20 protein-coding genes are annotated in these 21,425 nt (G+C 49.8%); 12 read left to right on the top strand and 8 right to left on the bottom strand.

Annotation, left to right across the window (positions count from 1 at the left end):
- Position 1 precedes the first annotated feature (1 nt).
- On the bottom strand, positions 2-613 hold the full coding sequence (gene yfbR, locus P2G88_RS05345; protein ID WP_275794701.1) for a 5'-deoxynucleotidase: 612 nt from the start codon (positions 611-613) through the stop codon (positions 2-4).
- Positions 610-1,836, bottom strand: a complete 1,227-nt coding sequence (locus P2G88_RS05340; RefSeq protein WP_275794699.1) for a pyridoxal phosphate-dependent aminotransferase — start codon at positions 1,834-1,836, stop codon at positions 610-612. The genes yfbR and P2G88_RS05340 overlap by 4 nt, the downstream gene beginning before the upstream one ends.
- A 193-nt stretch (positions 1,837-2,029) precedes the next feature.
- Between P2G88_RS05340 and P2G88_RS05335 the strand changes: the two genes are divergently transcribed.
- The 3 genes from P2G88_RS05335 to P2G88_RS05325 all read left to right on the top strand — a co-directional run bounded on the left by P2G88_RS05335 (position 2,030) and on the right by P2G88_RS05325 (position 4,971).
- Entirely contained in the window at positions 2,030-2,530 is a 501-nt protein-coding gene (locus P2G88_RS05335) for a hypothetical protein (protein ID WP_275794698.1), read from the top strand.
- 168 nt (positions 2,531-2,698) lie between these two features.
- Entirely contained in the window at positions 2,699-3,493 is a 795-nt protein-coding gene (locus P2G88_RS05330) for a DUF2189 domain-containing protein (RefSeq protein WP_275794696.1), read from the top strand.
- 89 nt (positions 3,494-3,582) lie between these two features.
- Positions 3,583-4,971: a diguanylate cyclase gene (locus P2G88_RS05325; RefSeq protein WP_275794695.1), complete on the top strand. Its 1,389-nt coding sequence runs from the start codon at positions 3,583-3,585 to the stop codon at positions 4,969-4,971.
- Positions 4,972-4,979: 8 nt separating this feature from the next.
- On the opposite strand, the gene yfaE is transcribed toward P2G88_RS05325, so the two are convergent.
- From yfaE to ubiG, 6 genes are all read right to left on the bottom strand, one after another.
- Entirely contained in the window at positions 4,980-5,228 is a 249-nt protein-coding gene (gene yfaE, locus P2G88_RS05320) for a class I ribonucleotide reductase maintenance protein YfaE (protein WP_275794693.1), read from the bottom strand.
- Positions 5,229-5,253: 25 nt separating this feature from the next.
- Positions 5,254-6,384: a class Ia ribonucleoside-diphosphate reductase subunit beta gene (gene nrdB, locus P2G88_RS05315; protein ID WP_275794692.1), complete on the bottom strand. Its 1,131-nt coding sequence runs from the start codon at positions 6,382-6,384 to the stop codon at positions 5,254-5,256.
- Positions 6,385-6,513: 129 nt separating this feature from the next.
- Positions 6,514-8,835: a class 1a ribonucleoside-diphosphate reductase subunit alpha gene (gene nrdA / locus P2G88_RS05310; RefSeq protein ID WP_275794688.1), complete on the bottom strand. Its 2,322-nt coding sequence runs from the start codon at positions 8,833-8,835 to the stop codon at positions 6,514-6,516.
- Between the two features lie 410 nt (positions 8,836-9,245).
- A complete protein-coding gene (locus P2G88_RS05305; RefSeq protein ID WP_275794687.1) occupies positions 9,246-9,662 on the bottom strand; it encodes an AEC family transporter in 417 nt (138 codons plus the stop codon).
- Between the two features lie 210 nt (positions 9,663-9,872).
- The gene (locus P2G88_RS05300) at positions 9,873-10,115 is read right to left on the bottom strand and encodes a hypothetical protein (RefSeq protein WP_275794686.1); all 243 of its coding nucleotides are present in this window, start codon (positions 10,113-10,115) and stop codon (positions 9,873-9,875) included.
- Positions 10,116-10,127: 12 nt separating this feature from the next.
- A complete protein-coding gene (gene ubiG / locus P2G88_RS05295) occupies positions 10,128-10,862 on the bottom strand; it encodes a bifunctional 2-polyprenyl-6-hydroxyphenol methylase/3-demethylubiquinol 3-O-methyltransferase UbiG (RefSeq protein WP_275794685.1) in 735 nt (244 codons plus the stop codon).
- A 243-nt stretch (positions 10,863-11,105) separates the two neighbouring features.
- On the opposite strand from ubiG, the gene gyrA reads away from it, so the two are divergent.
- The 9 genes from gyrA to pyrF all read left to right on the top strand — a co-directional run bounded on the left by gyrA (position 11,106) and on the right by pyrF (position 21,384).
- Positions 11,106-13,790 (top strand): DNA topoisomerase (ATP-hydrolyzing) subunit A, encoded by a 2,685-nt coding sequence (gyrA, locus tag P2G88_RS05290; RefSeq protein WP_275794684.1) that lies wholly within the window; start codon positions 11,106-11,108, stop codon positions 13,788-13,790.
- Positions 13,791-13,878: 88 nt separating this feature from the next.
- Positions 13,879-14,964, top strand: coding sequence for a 3-phosphoserine/phosphohydroxythreonine transaminase (gene serC / locus P2G88_RS05285; RefSeq protein WP_275794683.1), 1,086 nt, complete (start codon positions 13,879-13,881; stop codon positions 14,962-14,964).
- A complete protein-coding gene (aroA, locus tag P2G88_RS05280; protein WP_275794682.1) occupies positions 14,964-16,250 on the top strand; it encodes a 3-phosphoshikimate 1-carboxyvinyltransferase in 1,287 nt (428 codons plus the stop codon). The genes serC and aroA overlap by 1 nt, the downstream gene beginning before the upstream one ends.
- Positions 16,251-16,374: 124 nt before the next feature.
- Positions 16,375-17,049 carry a (d)CMP kinase gene (gene cmk, locus P2G88_RS05275; RefSeq protein WP_275794681.1) on the top strand — a complete coding sequence of 225 codons (675 nt, stop codon included), beginning with the start codon at positions 16,375-16,377 and terminating at the stop codon, positions 17,047-17,049.
- Between the two features lie 101 nt (positions 17,050-17,150).
- The gene (gene rpsA / locus P2G88_RS05270; protein ID WP_275794680.1) at positions 17,151-18,824 is read left to right on the top strand and encodes a 30S ribosomal protein S1; all 1,674 of its coding nucleotides are present in this window, start codon (positions 17,151-17,153) and stop codon (positions 18,822-18,824) included.
- A gap of 67 nt (positions 18,825-18,891) precedes the next feature.
- The gene (gene ihfB, locus P2G88_RS05265; RefSeq protein WP_275794679.1) at positions 18,892-19,182 is read left to right on the top strand and encodes an integration host factor subunit beta; all 291 of its coding nucleotides are present in this window, start codon (positions 18,892-18,894) and stop codon (positions 19,180-19,182) included.
- A gap of 67 nt (positions 19,183-19,249) precedes the next feature.
- The gene (locus P2G88_RS05260) at positions 19,250-19,501 is read left to right on the top strand and encodes a lipopolysaccharide assembly protein LapA domain-containing protein (protein WP_275794678.1); all 252 of its coding nucleotides are present in this window, start codon (positions 19,250-19,252) and stop codon (positions 19,499-19,501) included.
- Positions 19,502-19,506: 5 nt separating this feature from the next.
- Positions 19,507-20,676, top strand: a complete 1,170-nt coding sequence (gene lapB / locus P2G88_RS05255) for a lipopolysaccharide assembly protein LapB (RefSeq protein WP_275794677.1) — start codon at positions 19,507-19,509, stop codon at positions 20,674-20,676.
- A gap of 3 nt (positions 20,677-20,679) precedes the next feature.
- Complete coding sequence (gene pyrF, locus P2G88_RS05250; protein ID WP_275794676.1) at positions 20,680-21,384, top strand: orotidine-5'-phosphate decarboxylase; 705 nt, start codon at positions 20,680-20,682, stop codon at positions 21,382-21,384.
- The last annotated feature ends 41 nt before the right edge of the window (positions 21,385-21,425 follow it).

Below are 21,425 nucleotides of genomic sequence, written 5' to 3'. Positions count from 1 at the left end.
CTTACTCCTGTGTGATTTCGTCCAAACTTAATGAAAAACTGGGCACGTAGGCTTCAAGGAAGTAGTTTACTTCGGGAGAGTGGTAGTCTTTGAGGATCTTGTCCAGGCGCTTTTTGGCCAGTTCAAATTCCTTGTTGCCGGCGGAAAGCTCTTCCAACGTCTTTAAATACGCGCAGACAACGTCGGCTGCCTTGATGATAAATTTCTCATCTTCGCTGTGATAGCTATTGTCGATAAGCCTGGCATAGTCATCGCGCAGCTCTGCCGGTGCCATTTCAATCAATTTTTGCTCAGCGATCTGCTCGATTTTCTTATATTCCTGCTGGATAGCCGGGTTGTAGTATTTTACCGGAGTGGGCAGATCGCCGGTCAGCACCTCTGAGACATCATGAAACAGCGCTTGGGTGGCGATACGTTCGGCATTCAATGCGCCGCCAAAATGATGGTTGCGAATAAGTGCCAGCGCGTGGGCGACCATGGCCACCTGTAAACTGTGCTCTTGTACATTTTCCTGACAGACATTGCGCATCAGCGGCCAGCGACTGATCAATTTCATTCTGGCCAGATGGGCGAAGAAATGGCTGGGTGTGGTATTTACTGTGGGATCCTTCACAAGCTTGCGCCTTGCTGATAATTCATAAAGAAGCGCTCCACCTTACCAAGGGCCGTTTGCAATGTCTCCACATGGGGCAGGAAGACCAGGCGGAAGTAGCAGCCTTCTTTGAGGTTAAAGGCACTACCGTGCACCAACAGGACCTTTTCCTGACGAAGTAAATCCAGGATCATCATCTCATCATTTTCAATATTGAAGCGTTTGGCATCTACCTTGGCAAAGCAATACATGGCACCTTGTGGTTTGACGCAGCTGATACCAGGGATCTGATCCAATAAGCGCCAGGCAGTGTCACGCTGCAGTCTTAAGCGGCCATCGGCTTTGACCAAATCATTAATGCTTTGATAGCCACCCAAAGCGGTTTGTACGGCATGTTGGCACGGTACATTGGCGCAAAGACGCATGGAGGCCAACATATTTAAGCCATCGATATAGCTGCGCCCCAGTTTTTTATTGCCACTGACCATCAGCCAGCCGACCCTGAAACCCGCAACCCGGTAGTTTTTGGACAAGCCGCTTAAGGTCACGAAAAAGAGATCATCGGCCAGGGCGGCAATGCATTGGTGCTTAGCATCGTCATATAAAACCTTGTCGTAGATCTCATCGCTGAAGATCACCAGGCCATGCTCACGTGCCAGTTCAATAATGTCTAACAACAGGGCTTTGCTGTAGACCGCACCTGTGGGGTTATTGGGGTTAATCAGCACTATGGCGCGGGTATTAGGTGTAATTTTCTTGCGAATATCATCAATATCCGGCATCCAGCCTGCACCCTCATCACAGCGATAATGCACCGGACGACCAGAGGACAGACTAACCGCCGCCGTCCACAGGGGATAGTCGGGACTCGGCAGCAATACCTCATCTCCGGTATTCAGCAGGGCTTGCATGGCCATAACGATGAGTTCGCTGACGCCGTTACCGATATAAATATCTTCGATATCGATATTTTTTATATTTTGTTGCTGGTAATACTGCATCACCGCCACTCGGGCTGAATAGATACCTTTGGCATCACCATAGCCCTGGGCCGTCGGCAGGGTATGAATAACGTCTTTCAGGATGTCTTCGGGGGCTTCAAAGCCAAAAGGGGCAGGGTTGCCAATATTAAGCTTCAGTACCCGGTGGCCCTCATCTTCCAGCCTTCTCGCTTCGGTCAGTACCGGACCGCGAATGTCATAACATACATCATTCAACTTGCTGGACTTTATTATCTGTTTCATGAAAAAGGGGCGACTTAGTGCTGGCTGTAAAAGGCCTTACAGGTTAATACAGCGAGGGGCCTTTTGTCTGCACGCCGAGGGACAAAATTTGTCTGAATGAGACTTGCTTAACAATGCTTTACATTTGCTCGCTGGGCATACAACTGGATGCGTGCTATTGGTAATTCGGGCATATAAATGCGAGGGAGGAACGATGGCATTACCTCTGTTGTGGCTGGGGGCCGGTGTATTGGCTGTAGGCGCGCTTAGCCAAAAACGTCCCGGTCATGTTAAGCATTATCCTGGCGCAAAACTGGCACCGGTGACGCCAAAAGATGGTGCCGTTGTCTGCTGTGGCATTTATGGGCTTTTCGATCACAGCGGTATTTGGTTGGATGGGCACATTCTGGAGCTAAAGGGCAACGGTCTTATCCGCGCTGTCTCTTCGCAGCGATTCGTTGCCGAGCGAAGTGGCAAACAGATTTATGTGGCCTGTGATGGAAAAGGAGGCGTGTTAGCGGATCCCCAGGCTGCTGAGCGCGGCGCAGCAATGCTTTTTCAGTATCGCCATTATCACGTTCTCAACAATAACTGTCATCGTTTTACCTGGTACTGTCTGACCGGGCGCAATGAGCCGTTGTCTTTTTTTTCAGACCTTAATGCCAAGTTATCCAGGCGCTTTCGGACGGTTTTAAGTTGGCATCCTGCCTCTTGATGGATATTTATTGAGCGATTACCCTAAATTTTGCGTAAGTGTGTAAGTTGCCTGCTATTTTTTAAGGTAGCGGTTGTAAACATTTGCACAATTTCGACCAATAAGCCCAAAGGCATAGAGAAGGTGAGTATATGCTGACGGGTGATCATAACCATTGCCGGAGGTTGTATGTCTCATTCTTTCAAAGAAACGCCCCATAATGCGATTACAGACAGCGGGATTGCCAGGGTGATCCCCTGTAAGGAACTGGATGTTGGGGATCCTATCAAATGGCTGTTGCTCGCTTGGCGTGACGTAACCCGAGCGCCGTTGCTGACGTTTTTCTATGGTGTGGTCTTTGCGACTATCCCTTGGTTTATCACTTACTTGGTCGCGCTTACCGGATGGCATCTGATTATATTGCCTTCCATCATCTGTTTTATGCTGATTGGTCCTTTTCTTGCCGCGGGGCTTTACGACGTCAGTTGGGAACTGGAAAAAGGCCATAAACCAACCCTGTGGCACAGTATTAAAGCGATCAAACGTAATGCCGTGAATGAATGGGCCTTTGGTCTGATGCTGATGATTTTGATGATTTTCTGGTTGCGTGTGGCATCCATCATTCATGCACTCTATCCCCCCTACCTGGAAACCAACTTGGAAAATCTAATGCCCTTTTTGGCCTTAGGAACGGTCGTTGGAGCCGGGTTTACCCTGGTGGTATTTTTTATCAGTGCCTTCACCCAGCCGACGCTGATGGAGCGTAAGGTGGATTTGGCTACCGCAGTATTAACCAGCATGAATGCCATTTGGGAAAATAAAGTACCGATGATGATTTGGGGATTCATTATCGCCAGTGCTGTTGGTATTGGATTTTTAACCGGTTTTCTTGGTTTTATTATCCTAATGCCGCTGATTGGCTATGCCACCTGGCATGGATATATCGATACCATTGAAACTAAGCGTGAGCGACATTACCAATAAACATTTATGAGGGGCTCTCAATGAGCCCCTCTTCACCTTGGGGTGTCTGTCCGTAGACAAGTAATATCTAACTACCGCAGGTAATTGTGATGAAAGATGTCAGTTCGTTGGATATCTTGAATCTCCTTAATCACGCCTACATCGGTGTGGTCATTCATGCTGTTGATACTTCGATTGTGTATGCCAATCCCACCGCCCTTAAATTGCTGCGTTTAACCCAAGCTCAGGTGATTGGCAAAGACGCGATGGATCCGCAATGGCATTTCGTTGATGAACAAGGAAGAAAACTACCTGTAGAGGACTATCCGGTTAATCAAGCTAAATCCAGGAATAGCCCTATAGTGAACGAAGTGTTGGGCGTAATTGATAGCAGTCGTAAAGAAGTTTCCTGGTTCTTGGTCAATGCTTATCAGGAGAATGCACAAAGTGACGAAGATGGATTTATCATCGTTACTTTCAACGACATTACGGAAAAAAAGACTCAATTTTCATTCGAGCATATAGTCGAGAATGCCCAAGATATTATCATTGTCACAGAAGCCTCGCCCATTGACGCCCCGTTGGGGCCGAAAATCATCTATGTAAACAAGGCATTTGAACGTATAAGCGGCTATCGGGCCGATGAGGTGATAGGCGAGACACCCCGGATTTTACAAGGAAAGTTTACCGATAAAGAGACAACGGAAAGGATCCATAACGCTCTTGAGCAGAAGCAGCCCTTGACTGAAACCATCCTCAATTACGCGAAAAATGGCCGTCCGTACTGGTTGGAGATGAATATTATTCCCCTAAAAAATAGCTTTGATGAAGTGACACACTTCGCCGCTATTGAACGGGATGTCACAGAAAAGCGCTTCCATGCTGAGCAATTGGAGTCTCGGAATAAGGATTTGAAGTTATTAAAAGAAAATCTTGAAAAAATGGTGCAGGAAAAGACGGATAAGCTGTTGGAAGCCAATTATCGTCTTGAGCGCATGGCTTATTATGACAGTCTTACTGAGTTACCTAACCGCAGAGCCTTTGAACTGCAATCTGATAAAATTTTTGGACTGGCGGTGCGCAAAAAACTAGCACTGGCCTACGGCATTATTGATGTTGATGATTTTAAGGCTGTTAACGATAACCATGGCCACGACATGGGGGATTTGGTGTTAAAAAGTATGGGGCAAGTGTTTCGCGAGTCTTTTCGTGCTGAGGAAGTTATCGGCCGTTTGGGTGGGGAAGAATTTGCTTTTATCGCTATGCTTGATGAGCCGAATGATTCAGCTCATTTTTGTGAGCGCCTGCTGAAAAAGATCGCACAGATACGTTTGGAAACGCCCAATAGCGAAACGATTAGTATCACTGCCAGCATTGGCGTTTGTGTGTTTAAACCTGAGGTCAAACCGAATATAGAACAATTGTACCGATGCGCTGATGCTGCTTTGTATAGAGCCAAGTCCGCCGGAAAGAATTGTTTTGAGACTTCTTCTCTTTAACAAGGTCGCTATGCCAACCGAATCAGCAAGTTCGATAAGGGCTTGCAACAACAAGGCAGGATCTCATCATCATCGATAAAGGCCAGCGGATCGGTGGCATATTCCACCTGGCCTTCTATTAACTTGGTGCGACAGGCACCACAAAAGCCTTCACGGCAATGGTAGTGAACCTCGACACCCTGCTGTTCGAGACTCTCCAGTAGGGTTTTGCTGGTACAGCCTTGAACGGCAGGGCCGTCTTGCACTTGAATGGTCATGCCAATCCCTGGTTTTTCCATGGGATCAAAGATCGAAATCCCCGAAATCACCGGCGCTGACTTCACTGTCTATCTGGCCGACCAGGTAGGAACTGATCTCAGACTCCTGTGGTGCCACTTGCACGTTGTCAGAGTTGAGATAGTTATTCATCCAGGGCAGGGGATTGGACTTGATCTCAAAAGGCGTATCCAAGCCGATGGCCGCCATACGGTGATTGGCAATAAATTCCACATACTGGCACAGGATGTCTTTGTTCAGACCAATCATTGAACCATGTTGGAACAAATAGGACGCCCATTGTTTTTCCTGCTCTACCGCATTCATAAAGATGGCGATAGCCTCATCCTTACATTCTTCCGCGATAGATTGCATTTCAGGATCGTCCTTACCTTTGGCCCACAGATTCAGAATATGCTGGGTTGAGGTCAGGTGCAGGTTCTCGTCACGGGCAATCAGACGGATGATCTTAGAGTTACCTTCCATCAATTCCCGTTCGGCAAAAGCAAAGGTACAGGCAAAAGACACATAGAAACGAATGGCTTCCAATGCGTTTACAGAGTTCATGCAAAGATAAAGCTTCTTCTTCAACTCACGCATGCTGATTTTATGGCTGATGCCATCTACCACGTGGGTCCCTTCCCCTTGGGTTTGCCACAACTGCGTGGCGAAAATCAGATCATCGTAATAGCGTGAAATATCGGTAGCACGACGCTTAATTTCATCGTTGAGGACGATATCTTCAAATACTGCACTGGGATCGGCAAACAGGTTGCGCAGAATATGGGTGTAAGAGCGAGAGTGTATGGTCTCGAAGAATGACCAAGTCTCAATCCAGGTCTCCAACTCAGGCAATGACACGATAGGCAAAAACGCGATGTTGGGGCTTCTGCCTTGTACCGAGTCGAGCAATGTCTGGTACTTGAGGTTGGAGATGAAAATGTGTTTTTCCTGCTCACTGAGTTTCTGGAAATCCACACGATCGCGGCTGACATCGACTTCCTCGGGGCGCCAGAAGAAGCTGATCTGCTTCTCTATCAGCTTTTCGAAGATGCCGTGTTTTTGTTGGTCGTACCTTGCCACGTTGACCGGATTACCGAAGAACATCGGCTCAAGAAGAGGATTGGTGGCCTGTTGATTAAAAGTGGTGTACTTCATCGTTGTTCATTTATCTCGGTTAGCGCACGGCCCCAATCCGGGACCTGTATCTATTGTTGTTATCATATTCGCCAGTTTGTACGGCGTTTGTGTGCAAAAAGAGCAGGGCAGCCATGGCTGCCCTGTGGATTAGATTTTACAGGCGCCGCCTGCACAATCGTCTTCCTCTTCGATAACGGCTTCGACCACAGGTTTTTTGGCCTGCTTGGTGGCAACCAGCTCTTCCTGACTGTCGGTGGCGCCATCACGGGTGTTGTGATAGTAGAGAGTCTTCACGCCCAATTTATAGGCAGTCAGCAAGTCTTTAAGCAGAAGCTTCATGGGCACCTTGCCACCGTCATACTTACCCGGGTCGTAGCTGGTATTGGCAGAAATGGTTTGATCCACAAATTTCTGCATGATGGCGACCAGTTGCAGGTAACCGTCGTTGGATGGCAGTTCCCACAGCAATTCGTATTGATCTTTCAAACGCTCGTATTCAGGAACAACTTGCTTGAGCACACCATCTTTACTGGCTTTCACGCTGATATGACCGCGAGGAGGTTCAATACCGTTTGTGGCATTGGAAATCTGTGACGAGGTCTCAGAGGGCATCAGGGCCGACAGGGTGCTGTTACGCAGACCGTACTTAACCACTTCTTCACGCAGGCTATCCCAATCCAGATGCAGCGGCTCGGCACAGATCTGATCCACATCCTTTTTATAGGTGTCGGTGGGCATAATCCCTTTGGAGTATGTGGTTTCATTAAACTTAGGACAAGCGCCCAACTCTTTGGCCAGGTTATTGGAGGCCTTCATCAGATAGTACTGAATGGCTTCAAAGGTACGGTGCACCAGGCCATTGGCGCTACCGTCTGAATAGCGCACGCCGTTCTTGGCAAGGTAATAAGCAAAGTTGATCACGCCAATGCCCAGGGTACGACGCCCCATGGTAGCGTTGTAGGCGGCCGGTACGGGGTAATCCTGATAATCCAGCAGGCTGTCCAGGGCGCGTACCGCCAAGTCTGCAAGCTCTTCCAGATCTTCAAGCTTTTCGATGGCGCCAAGGTTAAAGGCTGACAGAGTGCACAGGGCAATCTCGCCATTTTCGTCATTGACATGCTCAAGCGGCTTGGTGGGCAGCGCAATTTCCAGGCACAGGTTGCTCTGACGAACTGGCGCCACGGCCGGGTCGAAGGGGCTGTGTGTATTGCAGTGATCCACGTTTTGCAGATAGATACGGCCAGTGCTGGCACGCTCCTGCATAAACAGGCTGAACAATTCCACGGCTTTTACGCGCTTTTTACGAATAGACTCGTCCTGCTCGTACTGAACATACAGCTTTTCGAACTTGTCCTGATCGGCAAAGAACGCATCATATAGTCCAGGCACATCGGAGGGACTGAATAAGGTGATGTAATCATCTTTGATCATGCGCTGGTACATCAGTTTGTTGAACTGCACGCCGTAATCCAGGTGACGTACGCGGTTTTCTTCCACACCGCGGTTATTTTTCAGCACCAGCAGGGATTCCACTTCAAGATGCCACAGCGGATAGAACAGGGTGGCGGCACCACCACGTACACCGCCCTGAGAGCAGCTTTTCACTGCCGTTTGGAAATACTTGTAGAAAGGCAAGCAACCAGTATGGAATGCTTCGCCGCCACGAATAGGGCTACCCAAAGCGCGGATACGACCAGCGTTGATGCCGATACCGGCACGTTGGCTCACGTATTTAACAATGGCACTGGCGGTGGCATTGATGGAATCCAGGCTGTCACCGCATTCAATCAGCACACAGGAGCTGAATTGACGGGTAGGAGTGCGCACACCTGACATAATGGGCGTTGGCAAGGAAATCTTAAAGGTCGATACCGCGTCATAAAAACGTTTGACGTAGTTTAGGCGGGTCGACTTGGGATAGTTGGCAAACAGGCAGGCGGCGACCAGGATGTACAGGAACTGCGCACTTTCGTAGATTTCCCCGGTCACCCGGTTCTGCACCAGGTACTTACCTTCTAATTGCTTAACGGCGGCATAGCTGAAATTCATATCGCGCCAGTGGTCGATATACTTATCCAGCTCATCCAATTCTTCTTTGCTGTAATCATTGAGGATGTGGGCGTCATACTTGCCCTTTTCCACCATGTTGGTCACATGCTCATACAATGCCGGTGGCTCAAATGTGCCGTAGGCTTTTTTGCGCAGATGGAAAATGGCCAACCGTGCCGCCAGATACTGATAATCCGGACTGTCTTTGGAAATAAGATCAGCTGCCGACTTGATCAGCGTCTCATGAATGTCAGATGTCTTGATGCCGTCGTAGAACTGGATATGGGCTTTGATTTCCACCTGAGAGACAGACACATTGTTCAGTCCCTTGGCTGCCCAGGTAATAACCTTGTGGATTTTTTCCAGATCAATGGGCTCCTGTTCACCGGAGCGTTTGGTAACGAGTAGATGATTGTTCATGCCGGTAGCCGTTATATTTTTTATAGGTTTAGCGCAACGTGCAATAGCGAAATGCGCTACTGCGGGTCCTGTTTTGAGCCATTCGGCGGTCGTCGTTGACCACCCAACCAGACACAAGATAGTGAGGTTTGTGATGTTATGCAACCCAACATCTGGTGGTTTAATGGCCGAACGACACTAGTGCTTGTGTTAGGTTAGTAGCGGCTCACCGAAGAATCGCCACAGTGGCTTGGGTGACAGGAAAGCAAGAGAATTTTTCGTCTAAATCCGTACCTAAATTTTTTTCATCTGAAATGTTTTGTATTTATAGATTTTGGTTATATGTGATTTTATCGCCGGAAAGGACGCTTTTTGATTCAGAATTGATGCTTCTGAATGCCGTGTTCGGACCAATCCCATTAGCTCAACAGCTACTGCCAAAAGAACAAGCTAAACACACATAGCGCTGAAGATGACAGCACCATGGCGCCGCCAAGTGCCGCATTGTCATTCTCGCCTAGCAATAATGTATAGAGATTAACGCCTACCGGGGAAGCTGCCAGCAGTGTGATGGCAGCTACTGCTTCCTGGGGAAGCCAGAATATCAGCGCTGAGAATAACCAAACTAAGCTCGGTAATATCAAGAGTTTCATCATTACAGCCAACCCCACCGGTGCCATTTGAGTCAATCTAAGGCTAGCCAGTTGGCTGCCCAACAGGAAAAGCGCAAAGGGCAGGGCGGTGTGTCCCAACTGACTTATGGACTGTGTGAGTATGAGGGGCAGTGAAATATGACAAAGGTTAAATACAAGGCCACTAAGCAAGCTAAGCACGATAGGGTTGGTCAAGGTTCGCCATACCTTGCGCCAGCCTGCGAGATTGCCACTAAGATAGTACAGGAAGAAAATGATTAAGCTGTGAAAAGCAATTACAGGGAATGCATAGGACCATGCCGATGGACCCAGAAATAGTCCGATAACCGGCAAACCGACTAAGACCGTATTGGAGTACACCGACGCAAAAGCACATACTCGCGCGTCGGATTGGTTGGCGTGTCTTCATAGTATGAGCCCATACAGCAGGCATACTGGCAGGTAGTAAGCTAACAGTAATGTAATAGAGGCTTGCTGCGGCAATCCCTGCTGATAGGTGCCGCTAAATAACAGGCATGGCAACAGCAGATTAGAGGTCAATGTTGCCGTTATTTTCTTCAGCCGGGCTGGCAGTAAATGGTGCTTGCTTAGCCCATACCCAACCAAGGTGCTCCCAACCAGCACCGGTAAATTCAACAACACGTTCATGTGATTATGCTTTTACAACGTATTAGTACAGTGAAGCAGGTAGTTTACATCCACATTCTTGTCCGACAAGTAGTACTGACCGGACAATGGATTTAAGTGCAAACCTTGCATATGGCGGGGCAATAAAGGGGTGTTATCAATCCACCCGATGAGTTCGCTGGGGCGGATAAACTTATTGTGCTGATGTGTGCCTTTTGGTACTAGCCCAAGCACATACTCGGCACCAACAATAGCCATCAGATAAGACTTGATATTGCGATTCAGGGTCGAGAAGAATACCTGACCACCAGGCTTGACCAGTTTGGCACAGGCTTTCACGATAGACTCGGGGTCAGGCACATGCTCAAGCATTTCCATACAGGTCACTACATCGAATTGACCACCCTGTTGCTCAGCGAAATCCTCGGCCGTGATGAGTTGGTAGTCCACTTGGATCCCAGACTCCAACCCGTGCAGCTTGGCCACTTCAAGAGAGTCCCGGGCCATATCTATGCCGGTCACTTTTGCGCCTTGTCGTGCCATGCTTTCGGCCAGAATGCCACCGCCGCAACCGATGTCGACTATCTGTTTACCAAACAATCCATCACTATGCTGAGCAATAAAGTCAAGCCGTAGCGGATTGATCTGATGCAGGGGTTTAAATTCCCCTTCCATGTCCCACCAGCGACTGGCGAGGGCAGAAAACTTAGCGATTTCACTTTCATCGACATTGGCGCTTACCTGCGCCCCTTGCGTTGGCTTTGACATGCAATTCGTTAACCTTGGGAAAATGCGAGGCGCTAGTATAAACAGTGGGACCTGCCACGCCTAGGTGCAACTGCCTGTATTCTGGCCAGTCATTGGCTATTTATTTACGATTTTGGATGGTAGAATCCAGCGGTTAATAAAACTAAATCCCATAAGATCCATTCCGTCCAGGCTTTATGCAATGAAGCAGATAAGAAAGCCGGGCTGAAGAAGTGAACGATAACGAAAGGGACAGGGCTGTATATGACCGACCACGCCAAAGAAATTCTCCCCATTAATATCGAGGAAGAGCTGAAGAACTCCTACCTGGATTACGCAATGAGCGTCATCGTAGGGCGCGCTTTGCCTGATGTGCGCGATGGTTTAAAGCCGGTACACCGTCGTGTGCTGTTTGCCATGAACGAGCTCAAAAACGATTTTAACAAGCCATACAAAAAGTCTGCCCGTGTGGTGGGTGATGTTATCGGTAAGTACCATCCCCATGGTGACTCTGCGGTATATGACACCATTGTGCGTATGGCGCAGCCTTTCTCCTTGCGTTATATGCTGGTGGACGGTCAGGGTAACTTTGGTTCGGTGGATGGCGACTCCGCCGCTGCTATGCGTTATACCGAAGTACGGATGGCCAAGATTGCTCATGAACTCCTGGCCGATCTGGATAAAGAAACCGTTAACTTTGTGCCTAACTATGATGGCACCGAGCAGATCCCTGAGGTACTGCCTACCAAGGTGCCAAACCTGTTGGTCAACGGTTCATCCGGTATTGCGGTGGGCATGGCCACCAATATTCCGCCTCATAACCTGACCGAAGTGGTCAACGGTTGTATCGCCCTTATCAATAATCCTGACCTGAGCATCGAAGAGCTGATTGAGCTTATCCCCGGGCCGGATTTCCCCACTGCCGCTATTATCAGCGGGCGTAAGGGCATTGAAGAGGCTTACCGTACCGGGCGCGGCAAGGTTTATATGCGCGCCAAAGCCGATATCGAAACTGAAGATAACGGCAAAGAAACCATTATCGTCACCGAAATCCCTTATCAGGTGAACAAGGCCAGACTGATTGAAAAAATCGCTGAACTGGTCAAAGAGAAGAAAATTGAGGGGATCTCTGCACTGCGTGATGAGTCTGATAAAGACGGTATGCGCATTGTTATTGAGGTTAAGCGTAACGAATCGGCAGAAGTATTGCTGAACCACCTGTATGCCCAGACCCAATTACAGACGGTGTTTGGTATCAATATGGTGGCGCTGGATAACAACCAACCTAAAGTCTTTAACCTCAGGCAAATGCTTGAGGCCTTTATCCTGCACCGCCGTGAAGTGGTGACCCGCAGAACCGTATTTGAGCTGCGTAAAGCACGTGACCGCGCCCATATTTTGGAAGGTCTGGCTGTCGCACTGGCCAATATCGACCCCATTATTGAAACCATCAAAGCCTCACCCAGCCCGGCAGAAGCGAAAATTGCCTTGGTCGCTCAAGGCTGGGAACTGGGTGATGTGGCCGAGATGCTGGAGCGTGCTGGTGTGGATGCCGCCCGCCCGGATTGGCTGGAGCCGCAATTTGGTATTCGTGAAGGCCGCTATTTCCTGACCGAAGCCCAGGCTCAGGCCATTTTGGATCTGCGCCTGCACAAGTTGACCGGACTTGAACATGACAAGATCCTGGAAGAATACAAAGGTCTACTGGATTTGATTGCCGAGCTGATGCATATCCTTGCCAGCCCTGAGCGTTTAATGGAAGTGATCCGTGAAGAACTGGAAAAAATCCGTGATGAATACGGCGATGCCCGTCGTACCGAAATCACGGCGGCCAGCCACGATATCGATATCGAAGATCTGATTGAGCAGGAAGACGTAGTCGTCACCCTTTCACACGAAGGTTACGTGAAGTATCAGAAGTTGTGTGACTATGAAGCACAGCGGCGCGGCGGCAAGGGCAAGTCTGCTACCAAGATGAAAGATGAAGATTTCATTGAGAAGCTGCTGGTGGCTAACACCCATGATCATATTTTGTGCTTCTCAACCCGTGGCCGCTTGTACTGGCTGAAGACCTATCAACTGCCGTTTGCCAGCCGCAACGCCCGTGGTCGACCCATTGTGAATATTCTGCCGCTGGAAGAGGGTGAGCGTATTACCGCCATTCTGCCTATCAAGGAATTTGAGGCTGACAAGTATGTGCTGATGGCCACCGCCTTTGGTACGGTCAAGAAAACGGCGCTGAGTGAATACTCCCGTCCGCGTTCTAACGGCATCATTGCGGTTAACCTTAACGAGGGCGATAAGCTGATTGGCGTGGCCCTGACTGACGGTCAAAGCGATATCATGCTGTTCTCCGATGCCGGTAAAGTCGTGCGTTTCAACGAAAAGCAGCGTGACAGCGAAACAGGTGAAATCAAGCTCGACCCCGAAACCGGTGAAGAAATGCAGGCGCTGCGCCCCATGGGCCGTACCGCTACTGGTGTGCGTGGTATTCGTTTGCAGGACGGTCAGCAAGTAGTGTCCTTGATTGTCCCAAGTGGCAATGGTGCGATCCTGACGGTGACTGAAAACGGTTTCGGTAAACGTACACCGCTGGAAGACTACCCTGCGAAGAGCCGTGCTACTCAAGGCGTGGTTTCTATCAAAGTCTCTGAGCGTAACGGTGCCGTGGTTGGGGCAGTGCAGGTGGATGAGATGGATGAGATCATGCTGATCAGCGATCAGGGTACTTTGGTGCGCACTCGCGTCAGCGAAGTGTCCATGGTCGGCCGTAACACCCAAGGTGTTCGTCTTATCCGCACCGCCTCTGATGAACATGTGGTTGGCTTGCAGCGCATTGAGGAAGTCGCGTCTGAAGACGACTTCGTCGGTGACCAAGACGACAATCTGCCCGAGGCCGGGAAGCAGACGGATGACGTGACAGCGGATTCCTCTGACTCAGAAGAATAAGTAAAGGGCTTCGGCCCTGAGTATTTTTCGCAACGAGCGGCCAGGCCCACAGGGACTCGCCGCTCGTTTGCCTTTTAAGAGAGCAAACATGAGCAAGGTATATAATTTTTGCGCTGGTCCAGCCATGTTGCCTGTGCCGGTGATGGAACAGGCCCAAGGTGAGTTTTTGGATTGGCGGGGGCATGGCAGTTCGGTAATGGAATTAAGCCATCGCAGCAAAGCCTTTGTCGCGGTGGCCGAGCAGGCTGAAGCCGACCTGCGCGAACTGCTGGCCATTCCCGACAGCTACAAGGTTCTCTTTACCCATGGTGGCGGTCGTGGGCAATTTGCTGCTGTGCCTTTGAATCTCAGTACCACAGATCAAAAAGCCGATTATTTGGTCAGCGGCGCCTGGTCGTCGGCTGCTGTGGATGAGGCGCGCAAATACTTAGATGCCAATATTGTTGCCAGCTATCAGAAGAATGATGGCTTGCTGTGTATGCCAAGTGCAGACACATGGCAGGTCAGCGCTAATGCTGCTTACTTCCATTACTGCCCCAATGAAACAGTGGATGGTCTCGAAATTAATGACATTCCCGTGACTGGCTCGGTGCCATTGGTGGCGGATATGTCTTCTAATATCCTGTCAAAAACAATCGATGTGTCGAAGTTCGGCCTGATCTACGCGGGTGCACAGAAAAATATCGGGCCGTCAGGCTTGTCGGTGGTGATTGTGCGCGAAGATCTGCTTAACGGCGCACGCCAGGAAACGCCTTCGATATTTGATTACAAGTTACAGGCCGAGCAAGGCTCCATGTTTAATACGCCGCCCACTTATGCCTGGTATCTGGCTGGATTGGTGTTTAAATGGCTGAAAGCCGAAGGTGGAGTGGCCGAGATGGAGAAGCGCAACGCCCATAAGGCAGCGCTACTCTACGGCTGCATTGACAAGTCAGATTTTTATCAAAACCGTATTCACCCGGCATTTCGCTCTCGCATGAATGTACCTTTCCAATTGATTGATGCCACCCTGGATAAGATGTTCTTACAAGAGGCCGAAGAAGCGGGACTGACTGCTTTGGCCGGTCATCGCAGTGTGGGCGGCATGCGCGCCAGCATATATAACGCCATGCCTATTGAAGGGGTGCAGGCGCTGGTGACCTTTATGCAGGACTTTGAAAGGAGACGAGGATAATGCAGCAGCTAACCCTTTCGCCTGTTGACCGTGTTGATGGTGTAGTCAACCTGCCTGGATCTAAAAGCTTGTCCAACAGGGCGCTGCTTTTGGCGGCACTCAGTGAAGGTGAGACCCATCTGACCAATTTGCTCGATAGTGAAGATATCCAGCATATGCTCGGCGCTTTGACCCAATTGGGCGTGTCTTATCGCATGAATGAGAGCAAAACCCAGTGTTGGGTAGAAGGATTAGGCGGAGCTTTTAAAGTTGCTGAGAAACAAACCCTGTTCCTAGGCAACGCCGGTACTGCCATGCGGCCACTTTGCGCCGCTCTGGCTGCCTCAGAAGGCGAATTTGAACTAACCGGTGAGCCACGTATGGAAGAGCGTCCCATCGGGGCCTTGGTCGATGCCCTGCGTCAGGCCGGTGCCGATATTCAATATCTGAAGAACAAAGAGTTTCCACCGCTCCTTATCAAAGGACAAACTCTTGGCGGTGGTAAGATCCAGGTAGATGGCAGTGTCTCCAGTCAGTTTCTGACTGCTGTGTTGATGGTGGCGCCGCTTTTTGCAGAGGATACCGACATCGAAATCGTTGGTGAACTGGTATCCAAGCCCTATATCGACATCACCTTAGACACCATGGCACGCTTTGGCGTGAAGGTGGAAAATCACCAATACCAGCGCTTTTTCATCGGCAAAGGGCAGAAATACCACTCTCCTGGTACCTTCCTGGTGGAAGGCGATGCCTCCTCTGCATCCTATTTCTTAGCCGCGGCAGCCATCAAAGGCGGCAAGGTGCGTGTTACCGGGGTAGGGCGCGACAGTATTCAGGGTGACAAAGATTTTGCTCTGGTGCTTAAAGCCATGGGCGCCAAGGTCAACTACGGTCCAGACTATGTTGAAGTAGAAAAAGGGGATTTAAAGGCCGTGGATATGGATATGAATCATATTCCCGATGCCGCTATGACCATTGCCACTACCGCCTTGTTTGCCCATGGCACCACGGCCATTCGCAATATCTACAACTGGCGGGTCAAGGAAACCGATCGCCTGGCGGCGATGGCCACGGAGCTTCGAAAAGTGGGGGCCCATGTGGTGGAAGGGAAAGATTTTATTGAGATAACGCCACCTGCAGAGCTTAAGACAGCGGCCATAGATACCTACAAGGACCATCGCATGGCCATGTGCTTCTCGCTGTTGGCCTTAGGGGATATCCCCATCACCATCAACGATCCTGGTTGTACGGCCAAGACCTTTCCTGATTATTTCCAGCGCCTGGATAGCATCAGTCACCGCAACTAACCTATGCAGGACGATAGTGTTTGTCGTCCTGTTACATTTTGCAAAATGGCCTTGCGTTGCTTCTGGCGACTCAAAGCGTATAATTGCGCCCGATTTTTATCACTGAAACCGATTGGGAGAAGCGATGCAGTTAGCCCCTGTCATCACCATTGATGGACCTAGCGGTGCCGGAAAAGGCACCATCAGCGCGATGCTGGCCGCGAAATTGGGTTGGCATTTTTTGGACAGCGGTGCCATTTACCGTGTCCTGGCTGTGGCCTCAATGCATCATCAGATAGATGCGCTGGATGAAATGGGATTGGTTCCTCTGGCTTCCGGTCTGGATGTGAGTTTTGAAACCTCTGCTGAAGGCACGCGCATTGTGCTTGAGGGAGAAGATGTCACTGACACCATCCGTACCGAGGAAGTGGGTGCCGTCGCTTCTCAGGTAGCGTCTTTGCCAAGGGTGCGTGAAGCACTGTTACGCCGTCAGCGTGCTTTCAGGGAAGAGCCTGGTTTAGTCGCCGATGGCCGCGATATGGGAACTGTGGTTTTTAGTAACGCCCAAGCTAAAATATTTCTGACCGCCAGCGCCGAGGAACGCGCCATCAGACGCCATAACCAGTTGAAAGATAAAGGGCTCGATGTTAGCATTGACCGTCTTTTGACCGATATAAAAGCACGGGATGAGCGGGATACCAATCGTTCCACAGCTCCCTTGGTACCGGCTGAAGATGCGCTGGTTCTGGATTCGACCCACCTGAGTATCAACCAAGTGTTTGATACCATTATGCGTTTTGTCCAAGACAAGCTTAAATAACTGAGTAACTGCTCGACGGTAAGGAAGCCACGAGCCAATACGAACAACCCCACATTAGCGGGATTGCTGAGTGGATGTCAACACGTTAGATCATCAACATTATGACTGAAAATTTTGCCCAACTCTTCGAAGAAAGTTTAAAACAGCTTGAGACCCGCCCTGGTGCCATCGTTAAAGGTACCGTTGTTGCTATCGACAAGGACATCGTCCTGGTTGACGCCGGTCTTAAGTCTGAAAGCGCCATCCCCGCCGAACAGTTCAAAAACGCCGACGGCGTAATTGAAATTTCTGTAGGCGACACGGTTGACGTAGCGCTGGATGCCGTTGAAGACGGTTTCGGTGAGACTATCCTGTCTCGTGAAAAGGCCAAGCGCCATGAAGCCTGGGTTGAGCTGGAAAAAGCTTACGAAGAAAAGGCGACTATCAAGGGTATCATCAACGGTAAGGTCAAAGGCGGCTTTACAGTTGAAGTTAACTCTGTTCGTGCGTTCCTGCCAGGCTCTCTGGTTGACGTACGTCCAGTGCGTGATACTACGCACCTGGAAGGCAAAGAGCTGGAATTCAAAGTTATCAAGCTGGATGCCAAGCGTAACAACGTTGTGGTATCTCGCCGCGCCGTGATCGAAGCTGAAAGCAGCGCCGAGCGCGAGCAGTTGCTGTCCAACCTGGAAGAAGGTCTGGAAGTGAAAGGTATCGTTAAGAACCTGACCGACTACGGTGCATTCGTAGATCTGGGCGGTGTTGACGGCCTGCTGCACATCACTGACATGGCTTGGAAGCGCGTTAAGCACCCAAGCGAGATCGTTAACGTGGGCGATGAGATCCAGGTTAAGGTTCTGAAGTTTGATCGCGATAAGTCACGCGTATCTCTTGGCATGAAGCAAATGGGTAGCGATCCTTGGAGCGAAATCGCCGAGCGTTATCCAGAAGGCACTAAGCTGACTGGCCAGGTAACCAACCTGACTGACTACGGCTGCTTCGTAGAAATCGAAGACGGCGTTGAAGGTCTGGTACACGTTTCTGAAATGGATTGGACCAATAAGAACATTCACCCCTCTAAGGTTGTTAACCTGGGTGACAATGTTGAAGTTATGGTACTGGAAATCGACGAAGAGCGTCGCCGTATCAGCTTGGGTCTGAAACAGTGTAAAGCCAACCCATGGGAAGAGTTCGCTAAGACTCACAACAAGGGTGACAAGGTTAGCGGTAAGATCAAGTCTATCACTGACTTCGGTATCTTCATCGGCCTGGACGGCGGTATCGACGGCCTGGTTCACTTGTCTGACATTTCTTGGAACAAGACTGGCGAAGAAGCCGTTCGTGAATACAAGAAAGGCGACGAGATCTCTGCCATCGTATTGCAGGTTGATCCAGAGCGTGAGCGTATCAGCCTGGGCGTGAAGCAAATCGAAGAAGATCCTTTCAATAAGTATCTGACAGATAACAAGAAAGGTGCTATCGTTGTCGGTAAGGTTACCGCTGTTGATGCCAAAGGCGTAACAGTACAGCTGGCTGATGAAGTAGAAGGCTACATCCGCGCTGCTGACCTGATGCGTGACCGCGTTGAAGATGCTTCTGAAGTGGTTAAAGTCGGCGAAGACATCGAAGCTAAATATGTTGGCGTAGATCGTAAGAACCGCATTGTTAACCTGTCTGTTCGTGCTAAAGACGAAGCAGAAGAGAAAGAAGCTATCGACAAGGTTAATCAGCAGGAAGACGTTGGTTTCACCAACGCTATGGCTGAAGCCTTCAAGGCAGCGAAAGGCGAGGAATAATGAGTCGGAGGCTTCGGCCTCCCTATCATCGGTAACTGTGTGATTTTTCCTTGAAAATGAGGTTGCTATGACCAAATCGGAACTAATCGACAGACTTGCTGATAAAGCCCGTCATGTACCAGCCAAGGACGTGGAGTCAGCGATTAAGGAAATGCTGGAACAGATGGCGCAGACTCTGCAAAAGGGTGAGCGCATCGAGATCCGCGGCTTCGGCAGTTTTTCACTGCATTACCGCGCACCACGGGTTGGACGTAATCCCAAAACCGGTGAAACAGTGAAGCTGGACGGTAAATACGTCCCTCACTTTAAGCCCGGCAAGGAATTGCGGGAAAGGGTCAACGACGGGTTGACTCATTGATTTTTCTTGTTGTAAAAACGGCATTCCTTTTGGAGTGCCGTTTTTATTTATGGCGTCGGAGGACCCGTTGAAGCTCGTTCTCAGTCTACTGGTTGCTGTTGCTATCTTTCTTATTGCTCTGGCCTTTGGGGCGCAAAATGATCACATGGTGACGGTCAGCTATCTTATTGCTCAATCTGAAATCCGCTTGTCGAGTCTGATGGCGTTGATGTTTTTTGCCGGTCTGCTGAGTTGCTTATTTATCTGCCTGTTGTGGTTTGCTGTCTTCAAATGGCGTCACCGTAAAAGCCGATTCAGCGAACCCAGCCGGGGAGCCTAGGCTCCATGCTTGAATTATTGTTTTTGTTACTCCCTGTCGCTGCCGGCTATGGTTGGGTGATGGGGCGTAACAGTGTGCGTCAAGCCCAGCGCAAAGAATCCAGTATTCTGTCCAGACATTACTACAAAGGGCTTAACTTTCTTCTTTCCGATCAACCCGATAAAGCTGTGGATACATTGATCAAAATGATCAATGTGGACAGTGGTACGGTGGAAACCCATATTGCCATGGGCAATTTCTTTCGCCACCGCGGTGAGCTGGACCGTGCTATTCGCGTTCATCAGAACCTGGTAGACAAAGAGCAATTATCCGACAGTGAAAAGCAGCAAGCGCTGAAGGAATTGGGCCGGGATTATTTATTAGCCGGCTTTTTAGAGCGCGCAGAAGCAGCCTTCCTGCAATTGTTAGACAGCGACAAACACTTTCTGGATGCGCAGCAACAGCTGTTTAGTATCTATCAAACCACCAAAGAATGGGACAGAGCCATCGAACTGGCTGAACGCATGGTGGACTGTGAAGGCGCCGGCCCGGAATTATGGGAGCGGGTAGCACATTTTTATTGTGAGCGTGCCGCCGTGCAGCTCAGAAAGCAGCAATTTGAAGCCGCTGAAAAGAGCCTGCAGCAGGCCATTTTATCCGATGAGCATGCGGTAAGGCCTTGGCTGATGCTGGGTGAAATGGCCATTGAAATGCAGGACTATCGCCAGGCGCAGGCGTACCTCAAAGAGGTTCCGGTCAGGGATATCACCTGGCTAAGTGAGGCGGTGCCATTGCTGGAAATTTGTGCCGAACATACCAATGACGACGAAGCATTGGGTGAATTGCTCGAGAATTACCATCAGCAATGTGCAACCGCATACTTGGCTAAGGTAAAGCTGATGGCCAAACAGGGCAAACAAGAGCAGGCGGCACAGTTTTTATTGCAACAATTACGTAAGAAGCCGACCATGCGTGGCTTTGAAACGCTACTGCAGTTATTCAGAGCCCAGCAAGACAGCCAGCAGGTTCAGGAATGTCTGACCATGCTGCAAGAGCTTATCCGCGAACAAATTAATCAACGTCCCAAATACCGCTGTACTTCCTGCGGTTTTTCCGGACGTCAGATCCATTGGTTATGTCCCTCCTGTAAGAAGTGGGGGGCGGTTAAGCCCATAAAGGGCTTGGACGGAGAGTAAAGAGTGAAGAACGATCCTAAAGTGGTTATCGCCTTGGATTTTGATAGTGAAAGCAAAGCCATGACCTTTGTGGATGCTATCGATCCCAGCCAATGCCGTCTGAAAGTGGGCAAAGAAATGTTTACCTACTTTGGTCCGGTATTTGTAAGAAGGCTGATCGGCAAGGGCTTCGATGTGTTTTTGGATCTGAAGTTTCACGATATCCCCACGACCGTTGCTAAGGCTTGTGTCGCGGCGGCTGACATGGGCGTGTGGATGGTCAACCTGCATGCCAGTGGCGGTACCAAGATGATGGAAACCAGCCGTGAGGCATTGGAAGCTTTTGGTACGGATAAACCTTTGTTAATCGCGGTAACCGTACTGACCAGCATGTCCGCCTCTGATTTATCAGAAACCGGCATTGCCTTAAGCCCGGAGCAACAGGTACTGCATTTGGCCAAGCTTACCCAAAACGCCGGTTTGGATGGGGTGGTGTGCTCAGCACAGGAAGCGTCTCTATTGAAGAGTCAATTGGGCCAGGCGTTTACATTGGTTACTCCGGGGATCCGTCCTGCCGGCAGTGATAAGGGCGACCAGCAACGGATCATGACTCCAGAGCAGGCTATCGCGGCTGGCGTTGACTACATGGTCATTGGCCGTCCAATTACTCAGGCTGAAAATCCAGCGCAGGCGCTATTAGCTATTAACCGCTCTATTGGACTTGCCTGATAAACTGAAATCTCATAATAAAAAAGGCCGCGATATAGCGG

It is taken from the genome of Aliiglaciecola sp. CAU 1673, from assembly GCF_029223185.1.
Taxonomy (GTDB): Bacteria; Pseudomonadota; Gammaproteobacteria; order Enterobacterales; family Alteromonadaceae; genus Bowmanella.
This window is presented reverse-complemented; position numbering and strand designations above follow the sequence as displayed.

Coding starts and splice junctions, on each gene's coding strand:
- P2G88_RS05340 (WP_275794699.1), bottom strand. CDS start 1,836: ATGAAACAGATAATAAAGTCCAGCAAGTTGAATGATGTATGTTATGAC.
- P2G88_RS05335 (WP_275794698.1), top strand. CDS start 2,030: ATGGCATTACCTCTGTTGTGGCTGGGGGCCGGTGTATTGGCTGTAGGC.
- P2G88_RS05330 (WP_275794696.1), top strand. CDS start 2,699: ATGTCTCATTCTTTCAAAGAAACGCCCCATAATGCGATTACAGACAGC.
- P2G88_RS05325 (WP_275794695.1), top strand. CDS start 3,583: ATGAAAGATGTCAGTTCGTTGGATATCTTGAATCTCCTTAATCACGCC.
- yfaE (WP_275794693.1), bottom strand. CDS start 5,228: ATGACCATTCAAGTGCAAGACGGCCCTGCCGTTCAAGGCTGTACCAGC.
- nrdB (WP_275794692.1), bottom strand. CDS start 6,384: ATGAAGTACACCACTTTTAATCAACAGGCCACCAATCCTCTTCTTGAG.
- nrdA (WP_275794688.1), bottom strand. CDS start 8,835: ATGAACAATCATCTACTCGTTACCAAACGCTCCGGTGAACAGGAGCCC.
- P2G88_RS05300 (WP_275794686.1), bottom strand. CDS start 10,115: ATGAACGTGTTGTTGAATTTACCGGTGCTGGTTGGGAGCACCTTGGTT.
- ubiG (WP_275794685.1), bottom strand. CDS start 10,862: ATGTCAAAGCCAACGCAAGGGGCGCAGGTAAGCGCCAATGTCGATGAA.
- gyrA (WP_275794684.1), top strand. CDS start 11,106: ATGACCGACCACGCCAAAGAAATTCTCCCCATTAATATCGAGGAAGAG.
- serC (WP_275794683.1), top strand. CDS start 13,879: ATGAGCAAGGTATATAATTTTTGCGCTGGTCCAGCCATGTTGCCTGTG.
- aroA (WP_275794682.1), top strand. CDS start 14,964: ATGCAGCAGCTAACCCTTTCGCCTGTTGACCGTGTTGATGGTGTAGTC.
- cmk (WP_275794681.1), top strand. CDS start 16,375: ATGCAGTTAGCCCCTGTCATCACCATTGATGGACCTAGCGGTGCCGGA.
- rpsA (WP_275794680.1), top strand. CDS start 17,151: ATGACTGAAAATTTTGCCCAACTCTTCGAAGAAAGTTTAAAACAGCTT.
- ihfB (WP_275794679.1), top strand. CDS start 18,892: ATGACCAAATCGGAACTAATCGACAGACTTGCTGATAAAGCCCGTCAT.
- lapB (WP_275794677.1), top strand. CDS start 19,507: ATGCTTGAATTATTGTTTTTGTTACTCCCTGTCGCTGCCGGCTATGGT.